10 protein-coding genes are annotated in these 11,827 nt (G+C 68.5%); 2 read left to right on the top strand and 8 right to left on the bottom strand.

Features of this window, described 5'->3' with window-relative positions:
• Positions 1-1,136 (bottom strand): MFS transporter (locus F3J18_RS04300; RefSeq protein WP_166911520.1); only part of this gene is annotated, 1,136 nt, incomplete at its 3' end.
• A gap of 258 nt (positions 1,137-1,394) precedes the next feature.
• Between F3J18_RS04300 and F3J18_RS04295 the strand changes: the two genes are divergently transcribed.
• Positions 1,395-2,171, top strand: a complete 777-nt coding sequence (locus F3J18_RS04295; RefSeq protein ID WP_029950876.1) for a DeoR/GlpR family DNA-binding transcription regulator — start codon at positions 1,395-1,397, stop codon at positions 2,169-2,171.
• Between the two features lie 148 nt (positions 2,172-2,319).
• On the opposite strand, the gene F3J18_RS04290 is transcribed toward F3J18_RS04295, so the two are convergent.
• The 6 genes from F3J18_RS04290 to F3J18_RS04265 all read right to left on the bottom strand — a co-directional run bounded on the left by F3J18_RS04290 (position 2,320) and on the right by F3J18_RS04265 (position 9,038).
• Positions 2,320-3,339 (bottom strand): glycoside hydrolase family 3 N-terminal domain-containing protein, encoded by a 1,020-nt coding sequence (locus F3J18_RS04290; RefSeq protein WP_160638670.1) that lies wholly within the window; start codon positions 3,337-3,339, stop codon positions 2,320-2,322.
• Positions 3,332-4,381, bottom strand: coding sequence for a glycoside hydrolase family 3 N-terminal domain-containing protein (locus F3J18_RS04285; protein ID WP_240156353.1), 1,050 nt, complete (start codon positions 4,379-4,381; stop codon positions 3,332-3,334). Before F3J18_RS04285 ends, F3J18_RS04290 begins: the two co-directional genes overlap by 8 nt.
• A gap of 120 nt (positions 4,382-4,501) precedes the next feature.
• The gene (gene modA, locus F3J18_RS04280; RefSeq protein WP_166911516.1) at positions 4,502-5,374 is read right to left on the bottom strand and encodes a molybdate ABC transporter substrate-binding protein; all 873 of its coding nucleotides are present in this window, start codon (positions 5,372-5,374) and stop codon (positions 4,502-4,504) included.
• Positions 5,371-7,497, bottom strand: coding sequence for a TonB-dependent siderophore receptor (locus F3J18_RS04275; protein WP_166911514.1), 2,127 nt, complete (start codon positions 7,495-7,497; stop codon positions 5,371-5,373). Before F3J18_RS04275 ends, modA begins: the two co-directional genes overlap by 4 nt.
• A 233-nt stretch (positions 7,498-7,730) precedes the next feature.
• Positions 7,731-8,678 (bottom strand): cysteine synthase family protein, encoded by a 948-nt coding sequence (locus F3J18_RS04270; RefSeq protein WP_025099895.1) that lies wholly within the window; start codon positions 8,676-8,678, stop codon positions 7,731-7,733.
• A 114-nt stretch (positions 8,679-8,792) separates the two neighbouring features.
• Positions 8,793-9,038 (bottom strand): 4-oxalocrotonate tautomerase family protein, encoded by a 246-nt coding sequence (locus F3J18_RS04265; protein ID WP_025099896.1) that lies wholly within the window; start codon positions 9,036-9,038, stop codon positions 8,793-8,795.
• A 20-nt stretch (positions 9,039-9,058) separates the two neighbouring features.
• Here F3J18_RS04265 and F3J18_RS04260 point away from each other — a divergent pair, with 20 nt between their 5' ends.
• On the top strand, positions 9,059-10,624 hold the full coding sequence (locus tag F3J18_RS04260) for a PLP-dependent aminotransferase family protein (protein ID WP_345891738.1): 1,566 nt from the start codon (positions 9,059-9,061) through the stop codon (positions 10,622-10,624).
• A 245-nt stretch (positions 10,625-10,869) separates the two neighbouring features.
• Here F3J18_RS04260 and F3J18_RS04255 read toward each other — a convergent pair whose 3' ends face one another.
• Positions 10,870-11,796: a DUF1571 domain-containing protein gene (locus F3J18_RS04255; protein WP_166911512.1), complete on the bottom strand. Its 927-nt coding sequence runs from the start codon at positions 11,794-11,796 to the stop codon at positions 10,870-10,872.
• Positions 11,797-11,827: the final 31 nt, after the last annotated feature.

The raw sequence follows: 11,827 nt of genomic DNA, 5'->3' as shown, positions 1-11,827 counted from the left end.
CAGGCGGCGACCACCGCCAGCAGCGCGACCAGCGACAGCATGGCCGGCGCCAGCGCCGTGACGCGCGCGATCGCGCCGATCAGGGCCGGGCCGACGAACACGCCGGCATAACCGATCGTCGTCATGGCCGCGACGGCGGCGCCGGTCGGCATGCGCGATTGCCGGCCCACCGAGGAGAACAGCACCGGGGCGATGTTCGCGCAGCCCGCGCCGACCAGCGCATAGGCGGCCAGGTCGATCGGCCAGGACGGCACCAGGGCCGCGATCGCGAACCCGGCCGCCGCGCACAGGCTGCCCGCCGTCACCACCCGCGCGCCGCCCAGGCGCGCCACGATCCGATCGCCGAACAGGCGCCCGCAGCTCATCGCCGCGGCGAACGCGGCATAACCATAACCGGCATAGGCATGCGGCATCGCGCGCGACGAGGTCAGCAGCACGCCGCTCCAGTCCAGCACCGCGCTCTCAGCGAGGAACACGATGAAGGTGCAGCCGCTGAGCAGCCAGACCACGCCGCGCGGCACCGCGAACAGGCTCGGCGGCCCGGGCGGCGCGGCCGTGCTCAGCGCCGGCACCGCCAGCGCGAGCGCCACCGCCATCGAGATCGCGGCGCAGGCCACCGCCGCGCCCGCGGACAACCCGATGGTCAGCAACACGCTCGCGCCGGCCGAGCCGGCGATGCCGCCGATGCTGTAGAACGCATGGAAGCCCGACATCACCGGCTGCCCGATGGCGCGCTCGACATCGATCGCCTCGATGTTCATCGCGACGTCGAGCACCCCCGCCGACATGCCGAACACCGCCAGCGCCAGCGCGGCCGCCGCCAGGCTGCCGGGGCCGGCCAGCGCCACCAGCAGCATCAGCGACAGCGCGAGCAGGAGCGTCGCCGCGGCGATCACGCGGCGGCAGCCGAAGCGCGCCACCAGCCCGCCCGCGAACGGCATGGCCGTGATCGAGCCGCCGCCCAGGCACAGCATCAGCAGGCCGAGCTGTCCGTCGCCCAGGCCGATGCCGGCCTTCACGAAGGGCACCAGCGGCGCCCAGGAGGCGCGGCCGTAGCCGGCGATGAAGAACACGGCGCGCGTGGCCGACTGGCGGCGGCGCAGGGAATCGGGATACGCAAGCGAAGTGGACGGCATGATCTCGTCGAAGGGATGGTGTTGCTGGAAGCCGGAAGCCGAAGGCGACGGCCCGCGCCCGCGGCAAACATGGACCGATGCGTGGCGGCGCGACTGCCGCGCCGCGCCCGCCCTCGCGTCTCGCGTCTCGCGTCTTGCGTCTTCGCAGGTCTTCTCGCCCGCGCGCCGACGCGAGCACGCGAGGCCCGGCCGCGAGGCGCCGCTCTATAATGCCCGCAGCCCGTTTTGCTCCCTTCCCGCCTGCTCCAGGAACCGTCGATGCTGACCTACGACGCGCTGCCCGATGAACGGCAGCAGCACATCCGCTCGCTTCTCGCCACGCACGGCAAGGTCATCGCGACCGAGCTGTCCGAGAAGTTCGGCGTATCCGAGCACACCATCCGGCGCGACCTCGCGGACCTCGCCCGGGCCGGCGCCTGCCGCAAGGTCTATGGCGGCGCGGTCGCGCTGGCCCCCGACGGCGGCACGCTGCAGCACCGCTCGGCGCAGCAGCCCGAGCGCAAGCAGGCGCTCGCGGCGGCCGCGATCTCGCTGCTGGACCGGCGCCAGAGCCTGTTCCTCGATGCCGGCAGCACCAACCTCGCGATCGCGCGCGCGCTGCCCGCCGATCTCGCGCTGACCGTCGTCACCAATGCCCCGGCCATCGCGGCGGCCCTGATCGAGCGAGAGGGCCTGTCGATCATCATGCTCGGCGGCCAGGTCGATCGCGCCGTCGGCGGCGCGGTCGGCGCCACGGCGGTCGATGCCGTCCGGCGGCTGTCCTTCGACCTGGCCTTCCTCGGCGCCTGCGCGATCGATCCTCAGGAAGGACTCACGGCCTTCGATCTCGAGGATGCCGCCTTCAAGCGCGCCGTGATCACGCGCAGCGGCGCGACGGCGGTGGCCGCGGTCAAGGAGAAGCTGCTGAGCGTGGCGACCCACAACGCGGCGCCGATCGACGAGATCACCACCCTGATCGTCGAGCACGACACGCCGGCCAAACCGCAGCGGGCCTTCGAGAAGGCCGGCGTCCAGCTGGTGCTGGCCGGCCGTTGAGGCTTCGCATCGGCGGCGCGCCGCGGCAGGACGGCCGCCCTCGCGCCGCGGCCCGCGCGGGCAAGCTCGCGTGGCTGGCGATCGGGCCCGGCCCTCGCTCGACGAGGCAAACCCGCCTCGCCTCCAGCATCGCCCCGACGCGCGAGCGCTAGCGCGACAGCCGCTCGGCCAGCCCCCGCACCTTCGCAGCCGCCGCCTCCAGTCGCTGCGCGTCGAGCACGCCGCGCTCCACCGCCGCCACGATCGCCTGCGCGAGCGTCTCCAGTTGCGGCACCGCGCGCGGCGACACCAGCAGCAGATCGGCCCCGGCACCGAGCGCCGCGACGACGGTATCGGCCAGCGAGCGATCGCCGAGCGTGGCCGGATGGTCGAGGTCGCAGGTCATCACCAGCCCCGTGAACCCGAGTTCGTCGCGCAGCAAGCCGATCAGGGCCGCGGACAGCGAGCCCGCGGTCGGCGGCTGCACGGCATCGAAGCTGGCGGGGCCCATCATCACCGCGCTCGCGCCGGCCGCGATGCCGGCCTGGAACGGCGCCCATTGCGCGCGCAGCGCGTCGAGCGCTAGCGGCACCCTGGCCCGCGGATCGCGCGCGGGATGCCCATCCAGCACCGGGTGCCCGGGGAAATGCTTCAGCGTGGTGGCCAGGCCCGCGCGTAGCGCGCCGCGCACATAGGCCCTCACCTGGCGCGCCGTGCCCGGTGCATCGTCGGCCAAGGTGCGGCCGCGCAGCCAGGGGTTCGGCCCGGTCAGCACGTCCGCCGTCGGCGACAGCACCAGGTTGATGCCGGTCTCGCGCACGCGCCGCGCCATCGCCTCGCAAACCCGTTCCAGCTCCGGCTCCGCGAGCGCCGCCGCGGCCTCGCGCGACGGCAACCGACCGGCGACGCCCTCCAGCCGATGGACCGCCGCGATATCGGCATCGGCGGCCAGGATCAGGCTGCCGCCGGCACGCGAGCGCGCCGCCTCGACGCCGCGCTGCCAGGCCTCGGCCGTCTCGATCGCGAGCCGGGATGCGCTCATCCGCCCCGCCTCGTATTCGGGCCCGGTCTCGCCGAACAACAGGCTGCGGCCGCCGCGATCGAGAAAGCGCGCGAGCGGATCGTCGATCTCGAGTGTCTCCAGCACCGGGAACAGCACCGCATGCGCCTGCCGCGAACGCTCAGTCATGTCGTGCCTCGTCCTGCGTCCCGCCCTGCGCGCCGGCATCGAGTTCGCTCGCGAACGCGCGCACGCGCCGGGCCGCGTCGGCCAGCCGCTCGCGAGGCAGGGCCCCGCGCTCCACGGCGGCGACGATGCTGGCCGTGATCGTCGCCAGCCCGGCCTCGCTGGAGACCAGCAGCAGGTCGGCGCCGGCCGCGAGCGAGGCGACCGCGGCCGCGGCCACGCTGCGCCCGCGCAGGATGCCCGGCGCGTCGAGATCGTCGGAAATGACCAGTCCATCGAAAGCCAGGGGCCCGCGCAGGTAGGCGAGCGTCTCGCGCGAGGTGCTCGACGGCTCCACGTCGTCGATCGCGGGCACCAGGGCCGGCCCGGCCATCACCGCCTTCACCCCCGCCGCGATCAGCTCGCGGAACACGCCGATGCCCGGCTGCAGCGCCACCAGCGAAGCCGGGACGACCGCCTCGTGCAAGGCCGGATCGAGTTCGGTGACCGGGTGCCCCGGAAAATGCTTGGCCGTCGCCGCCACGCCCGCGGCCTGCACACCGCGCACAAACGAGCAGGCCAGGTGGGCGACCCCCGCCGGGTCCGAACCGGCATGCCGGCCCTCGAGCCAGGGGTTCGCGCCGGTGACGAGATCGACGATCGGCGCGAGGAACAGGTTGACGCCCAGCTCGCGCGCGGCGCGCGCCGTGGCGGCGGCGCGGCGCTCGATTTCAGTCGACGACAACACGCGCGCCTCGCCCGCATCGGGCAGCGCCGGCACCAGTCGATGCAGGCGCTGGATGCCGCCCGGCTCCTGGTCCACCGCGACGATCGTGGCCCGCCCGGCCCGCCGGCGCGCGGTTTCCGTCAGGCGACGGAACTGCCCGGCGGATTCGTTGGCCTGCCGCTCGGCGCTCATGCGGCGGCCCAGATATTCCTCGCGGCGCTCGCCGAGCAGGACGGACAGGCCGCCGCCGTCGAGGTGGCGCAGCACCGCGTCGTCGAGCGACAGTCCCGCGAACGCCGGCAGCAGGACCGCGTGCGCGTCTTCGAGCAATGGGTTCAAATCGATTCTCCTGGAGGAGCGAGGCCATCGGCATGGAGCAGGCGCCGCCATGCATCACCGCGTGGCGCTCACTATAGCCGAATTATGCTCGATATTGCTCGATTTGAACAAGCCGCTCGTTCAGGATCCCGGATCGGCCAGCCCCACCGCGCCGAAGCCGTAGCGCGGCAGCACGGCCTGCGCGGCCGGGCTCATCAGGTACATCGCGAAGCGCCAGGCGGCCTCGTCGTGACGGCCCTCGAGCACGGTCATGCCGTAGTCGGCCTGGATCGCGAGCTCGGGCGGCAGTTCCACCTGCACGAAGGCCGGGTCCGGCTGCGTGTCGTGCGAGCTGCAATACCCGACGAACACGTCAACCACATGCGTCTGCATGAAGTATTTGACGGGGTTGGCGCCGGCCGGCACCTCGGGCGCGCTGCGCCCGCCCACCAGTTGCCGCGCCTTGGCCTCCAGCGTCGCCGTGGCGCCCGCGCGCAGCGTGCCGGCCTTCTCGAACAGCAGCCAGGCGTAATCGCCGCCGGGGTCGGCCTTGGGCGTGGAGGTGCCGATCTTCACGCCGGGATCGAGCAGCTTGTCGAGCAGCTTGGCGCTGGTCAGGCCCACGTCGGGGCGCGCGCTCACGCACACGCGATTGCGCGCGAACACCACGGTCGGCCCGGCCTTGCCTTCGGCCGTGAGCCGCCGCGGATGCGCGAGGTTGGCCGAGATGAACAGGTCGGCCCTGGCACCGCCCTCGATGCGCTCCAGCAGCAGGCCCGCCGGGCCCGTCACCAGCTTGACCGGCTGGCCGGTGGCCGCGGTGTAGTCGTGCGCGATGGTGGCCAGCGCGCCGCCGGTGCTGCCGGCCGCGAACACCGTCAGCGCCTCGGCGCCGCGCGCGGCGGGGATCGTGAAGGCCAGCAGGGCCGAGGCCGCGAGCGCGGCGGCGAGCGAGCGGGATGCGGGTCGGAATGCGGGTCGGAATGTGAGTTGATGCGTGAATCGGGAAGTCATAGGTCCACCTGGATGGAAGCGCGCACGGTACGCGGCGCGCCGAGCGTGCCGGTGCCGTTGTCCGTGCTGTTGAAACCGTTCTGGCCGGTCGGGGCGATGTTGGCCCAGTACTGGCGGTTGGTCAGGTTGTCGACGGCCAGGCGCAGCACCACCTTGCGGCCCGCGATGCGGGTCTGGTAGCGGGCGCCGAGATCGAGCACGGTGTAGCCGTCGACGAAATCCGTGTCGCTGTAGTTGCCCGGCCGCCGGCTCGCGTGATTGACGTTCAGGTTGAAGGCCAGGCCCGGCACGCGCTGCACGCTGTAGTCGAACAGCGCGTTGAACACCAGCTTCGAGAGCCCGAGGATCTGCTTGTCGCTGGTGGCGGCCGAGCCGGTGTCGAACAGGCGCGGATCGAGCAGCGAGAGCCCCGCGTAGACGTGAAGATCGCGGCTCACCGCGCCGTTCGCGCTCAGCTCCAGCCCGCGGTTGACCTGCTCGCCGCCATTGGCGAACACGTTGTTCGCGCCCACGTAGGCATAGGGACGCTGGATGCGATACAGGGCCAGCCCGAGGTTCATGGTGTCGATCTCGAGCTTGTAGCCGAGCTCCCACTCGCGGCTGCGATAGGGCGCGAGGCTCTCGCCCGCGTTGGCGCTGCCGCTCGGCGCGCTGTCGCCCTGCTGCAGGCTGTCGGCATAGGTCAGGTAGGCCGTCATGTTCGGCCGCGGCTTGTAGATCAGGCTCGCGGTCGGGCTGATGCCGCTCGCGTCGTAGCGGCTGGTGGTCGAGCCGCTGCGGTTGAAGTTGCGCACGCTGATCCAGCTCTGGCTCGCGGCCAGCAGCGCCGACCATTGCGAATTGAAGCCGATCGTGTCGCCCAGCGTCAGCGATTGCTGGATGGTGCGCACCGCGCGGAAGCGGTTCGAGAAATCGGGCAGCGGCGGCTCGGCGAAGCTGGCCGGATCGGCGAGGTTGCCGCGGCCCAGCGTGATCGCGCCGGTCTGGAACGGCGTGTAGCGGTTCCAGAAGAAACCCGTGTTCGCGATCACCAGGTCGTGCGACATGCCCGCCAGCCAGGTCCGGCCGTTCAGCGCCAGGTTGTTGCTGACGATCGAATCGAGGCTGAAGGTGGTGGTGGCGGTGGTCGCCGTGTAGGCGCCGGCCGCGTTGGCCAGCGTCAAGGTCGGCACCGTCGAGGCGCGATCGCTGGTTTCGCGCAGCAGGCCCGCCGTGAGATGCCAGTCCTCGCCGAAGTCGTGCTTGAGCGTGGCGCTGTAGATGTTGGTGACGTTGTCGTCGCCGGCCCAGGTCTGGCCGTAACCCTGGCGCGTCGGATCGAGCGCGCCCGGGAACGGCACGCCGCGCGCCAGCGCGAAGGTGCCGGGGAAACCCGTGTCGAGGTAGTGATAGGTGCTGAAGTTGGTTTCCAGCCGCGTGTCGCGGCTGAAGCGCACGTCGAAGGCGAGGCTGGCCAGCTCGCGGCGCAGCCGGCTGCCGGGCGCGTAGCTCTCGCCGTTCTGGTTCAGCAGGTTGAGCCGGTAGCCGAAGGTGTCGTCCTTGCCGAAATGCCCGCCCAGGTCGAGATGCTCCAGCAGCGACTGGCGCGAGGCGTAGCCGATCGTGAACTGGCGCAGCGGCGCATCGGTCGGCCGCTTGAACACGAAGTTGAAGGTGCCGGCCGGATTGGCCGGGCCATAAAGCGCGCCCGACAGCCCGCCCAGCACCTCGATGCGCTCGAATTCCTCGATCGGATAGTCGGTGGTGGCCGCCACGTTCAGGCCGTCCACGCGCGTGTTCTGCACCACGCCGGCCTGCAGGCCGCGCGTCTGCGGGCGGATGTTCTCGCCCTGCACCGAGGCAATGAAGCGGAACGCCTCGCGCACGCTTTCGAGCTGCTGGTTGGTGGCCAGCGCCGTGGGCACCACGCTGATCGAATACGGCGTGTCGAGCAGGGCCTTCTCGCCGAGCGGGCCGACGCGGATCCGCTCGACCTGGTAGGACGGCAGCGCGCTCGGCGCGGGGCCGCTGATCACGACCGGGGCGAGCAGCAGCTCGGGATCCTGCGCATGAACGGCGAACGAAGCACTCGCGCCGGCGCAGGCCAGCGAGAGCGCCCTGAAACGGGGGCGGCGGAAAGACATGGGGCGAGAGGACGGTGTCAGCGGATCAAGTCGTTATGCTTCGAAATATATAACGAAATAATCCGTAACACCGAACACAGTTGTGCAGAGCACAGTTGCCGCCGGCACTGTGTGCTGGGGTGAGACAAGCCTGTCTTCACAGGCGTGGCAGCCTGCGCGCCACGAACCTCGTCGATCGTCAGTCGACGAACCGCGAGCGGATTCCGGCCCTGCGCGACATCGGCCGGCCCAGGCTATTCCGGACTCGAGTAAAGCGCGGTATTCAAGTATTTCAAGCCGGTATCCGATGCCACGGTCACGACATTGGCCTCGGGTCCAAGCTCCTGGGCAAGTCGTATGGCCGCCACGACATTGAGCCCGGTCGAGGTTCCGACAAACAGGCCTTCCTCGCTCGCCAGCCGTCGGCACATCATGCGCGCTTCGTCCTCGGAGATCGCCCAAGCCTCGTTGTAAAGAGACTCGTCCAGCAAAGGCGGCACGAAGCCGATTCCGATCCCCTCGACGTGATGCTCCCCGGCACGTCCGAGCGTAATGACAGGCGACGTGGCAGGCTCCAGCACGACGACCCGTGTGTTCCATCGCGCAGCCCTGAATGCCCGCGAGACCCCCATGACCATACCGGCAACGCCGACTGCACCGCAGAACGCCGAGATGCCTTCCGGAAACTGTCGAATCAACTCCACGCCGATTTGTTCGTAACCGATCAAGGCATCACGATTCCGGAACTGATCGGTCAGGTAACTGTTGCCCTGGGAGGCGATCGCGCGAGCGCGGGAAATCATTGCCGGGATGAGATCCGCGCCGATTTTTCCCGTTGGACTCGAGACAATCTCCACCTCGGCACCCAGCGAGTGCATCATCCGTATCTTTTCCGGCGCGAATGCGTCGGACGACACGATCCTGAATCGATAGCCCTTGATCGCGCAGACGAGAGCCAGGGAGGCGCCCGTACTCCCCCCACTCGCCTCCACGACGCTCATGCCCGGCCGCAAGTCACCACGCAACTCGGCCTGTTCGATCATGGAACGAGCCATCCGGTCCTTGTACGAGCCGGAAGGATTGAAATACTCCAGTTTCAGATACACCGATGCGTGATGCCTCGGTACCACCTTGCGCAACTTCACCACCGGCGTGTTGCCGATAGCGTCGAGTGCGCAGGTAAAGGGCATGGATAGCGACATGGATCAGCTTGCCAGTCGTTTTACATTTGATCTTGGGAACAAGGGCTTCGGAAGATATTCCCGTGCCCCGGCAACGCATCCTGCAACAGCAAGCGTTCGTGTGCGCCCGACTGTTCAGATTCCGAGCGCGTCCGCGAGCTTGACCTCACCGCTCTGCAAGGCCTTGACGTGTTCGGTGCCAAACGCTCGACCACCGATTCCCCAGGCATCGCTCGATACGTCCTCGAACACGACCCAGGTAATCGGCCGCATGGCCTCTCCCTCGATTTCGACGAGCACGTCGGTGACCTTCTTGATGATGGTTTGCTTCTGTTCGAGCGTGAACACGCCCTCGATCGCCTTGACGGTAACGAATGGCACATCGGCCTCCTGATTGGCTTGTGAATGACCGGGATGCAGACAAGAAAAGGGCGGCCTTCCCGGCCGACATCACCGCCGTTTTCCTGCATCAAGTATTCGCGCAGGCGCTCCTCGAAGCCATGTACACTTCGCAGCAGCCACACCAAAGTGTCTGCACAAAAATTGCAAACAGTCGCGTCATGAAATCCACACCGCATGCAGCGAAGGGCGCCTCGAAATCCGGGCAACTGGCAACCGAGATCAAAAGAAAAATACGCTCCGGAACATTGCTACCCGGCACGCGCCTGCCCTCGATTCGCCAATTGGCCGTCAGCCACCATGTCAGCCGCTTTTGCGTGGTGGAAGCCTACGAACGGCTGGTCGCGCAAGGACTCGTTCGTTCACGTCACGGGTCGGGTTTTTATGTCGCCGATGATCCGGAGGAATCTCGTACCAAACAGACGAGCAATCAATCCACGCTGGCAACCGAGGCCTCCCTGCAAATCCTGCAGCAATTCAACCCGGGTGGGCCAATGCTGAAGCTCAGCAGCGGTTTCGTTCCGGAATCGTGGCGTGATGTCGATGGTATTGCGAAGGCGATTGGCATTGCGCGCCGGGACAATGCGGAAAATCTCACGGACTATGCGGCTCCGGAAGGCATGTTCAAGTTGCGGCAAGCCTTGCTCGACCGCGCCAGACGCGTTGGCCTGCGTGCGGACCTGCCGAATATCATGGTGACGAACGGCGCCAGCCAGGCGCTCGATCTGGTGGTGCGCTCCGAGCTGCGCCCCGGCGACACGGTCTTCGTCGAGGACCCCGGATACTACAACCTGTTCGGCCTGCTTAAACTGCAGCACGTGAACCTGGTCGCGATACCGCGCACCGAGGAAGGTCCGGACCTCGACACGCTCGAATCACTGTTGAAAAGCACCAGGCCCAAGCTGCTGTTTATCAACACCGTATTTCACAACCCCACCGGGAGCACCCTCGCGCCACCTGTCGCGTTTCGATTGTTGCAGCTCGCTCACTCACATGATTTCACCATCGTCGAGGACGATGTCTACGCGGATCTGCAGGCCGAACCGTCACAGAGAATGGCGGCACTCGACAACCTGGATCGGGTGATCTACATCAGCGGCTTATCCAAGACATTGTCGTCGTCACTGAGAATCGGCTACATGATCGCCAACCCTCGCCGCATCCGCGAGATGGTCAACGTCAAGGTACTCACCAGCCTGGGCGGCAACCGGCTGGCCGAAGCCGTGGCCGCCGCGGCTATCGAGCGCGGCACCTATTCCAGGCATCTCCTGCAACTACAGCGGCGAATGCATCGGGCGTTGGCCGCGACCTTGCGCACACTCTCCGATGCCGGCTGGTGTGTCTTCGGATCGCCGGACGGCGGCAGTTTCATCTGGGCCCGCGTTCCAGGCATCGACGACTCACGGATCCTCGTGCAACACGCCAGCGAATGCGGCATCACGCTGGCTCCCGGCGCGTCGTGCCGGCCGAGCGCACAGCCGACTCCCTGGGTCCGTATCAATGTCGCCTTCGCTCAAGATCCCCGTGCATTGATTTTCTTTCAGCGAATGGGCCAGGCGAAGGCATGACGGATTGGCGGGACGATGAATCGCGCGCGCCCCTCCCCGAAAACACCGCGATACCCGTCGGCAAGCACGCCGCCCCTCTTCACGGCATCATGGGCCACCGTCCGGCAGCGAAGTGTTCCGCCACCGAGTGCTTCGCGACCCTATGAATGACCTGAGCGGCGCAGGTACCGAACATCCTCTGAAATAGCCCGGCCGGGAACGCCCCGACATGCCGTCGGCCAATCCGGCGGCGCGGCTTGCCCGGTTCAGTGGAACCGGTATGCGGGATTGGCGGGATCGAACGCCGAATCGTCGAAGTCCCGCGGCGTGATCGTCTCGAACACCACCTGCTCGAAGAGGCGGCCGTCGTTGTCATAGGATTCGGCGGTCCGGAACCACGGATGCCGCAGATCGAGCCCCAGCGTTTCCTTCTTCGCGTAGTACTCGGGCTGGCCGGTCGGCGTTTCGTAGGTGAACGCGACAACACGCACGCCGTCGATGGTCTTCACCTCGATGCGCGCCGGATGCTGGCCGCCCGCCTCCCCGAGCTTCGCGCCCTCGGCCAGGAACTGGCCCGCGATGAAGGCCGTGCCGATATCGCGCACCTGATGGCGCGACTGCGTGCGCGCCAGCGCGCCGTTCAACGAGGCCCACACGGGCAGCACGTTCAGCAAGCCGCCGAGATGGCCATACAACTGGTCGCGGCGGCGCGACTCGTCATAGATGATTTCCTGCCCGGCATGCGCGCCGTCGGGCAGCCATTTCGCGTAGATCCGCAGCGGCTTGCTGCTCAAACGCACCAGCATGTGATCGGGCCGGCTCGGCCAGGTGCCGCGGATGCGCTCCTGGCGCCGCATCGTGAATTCGTACGAGGCATAGGCGTTGGGCCCTTGCTCGATGTAGCGCGGCACCGTGGACGCATCGAGCGACTGGAACAGCGCGAGCAGCGCCGCGTCGTCGAGCTTTTCCAGCGCGCCCGTTTCGGCCGCGCGACGCAGCCAGCGCACCTGCCGATCGAGCGGCAGCGCGCCGACCTGCGCCGGCGAAACATCGGGCTGCCCGACGGGCGCGGCGGTCTCGCTCGCCGCCGCGCTCGACACCTCGCTTGCCGCCTCGCCGTGCGCGAACGGCGGCGACATGCATGCCGCGATGGCCAGCCACGCGGCGATCCTCAGGAAGGCGGGGAACCTCATCGCGGGCTCCCGCCGCGCGGACGCGACATCA

This window comes from Burkholderia sp. Ax-1720, assembly GCF_011753035.1.
GTDB classification, from domain to species: Bacteria; Pseudomonadota; Gammaproteobacteria; order Burkholderiales; family Burkholderiaceae; genus Burkholderia; species Burkholderia gladioli.
This window is presented reverse-complemented; position numbering and strand designations above follow the sequence as displayed.

Bases quoted from the DNA above. Each gene is read 5' to 3' on its own strand.
- F3J18_RS04295 (WP_029950876.1), top strand. From the start codon at position 1,395: ATGCTGACCTACGACGCGCTGCCCGATGAACGGCAGCAGCACATCCGC.
- F3J18_RS04275 (WP_166911514.1), bottom strand. From the start codon at position 7,497: ATGTCTTTCCGCCGCCCCCGTTTCAGGGCGCTCTCGCTGGCCTGCGCC.
- F3J18_RS04255 (WP_166911512.1), bottom strand. From the start codon at position 11,796: ATGAGGTTCCCCGCCTTCCTGAGGATCGCCGCGTGGCTGGCCATCGCG.
- F3J18_RS04270 (WP_025099895.1), bottom strand. From the start codon at position 8,678: ATGTCGCTATCCATGCCCTTTACCTGCGCACTCGACGCTATCGGCAAC.
- modA (WP_166911516.1), bottom strand. From the start codon at position 5,374: ATGACTTCCCGATTCACGCATCAACTCACATTCCGACCCGCATTCCGA.
- F3J18_RS04290 (WP_160638670.1), bottom strand. From the start codon at position 3,339: ATGACTGAGCGTTCGCGGCAGGCGCATGCGGTGCTGTTCCCGGTGCTG.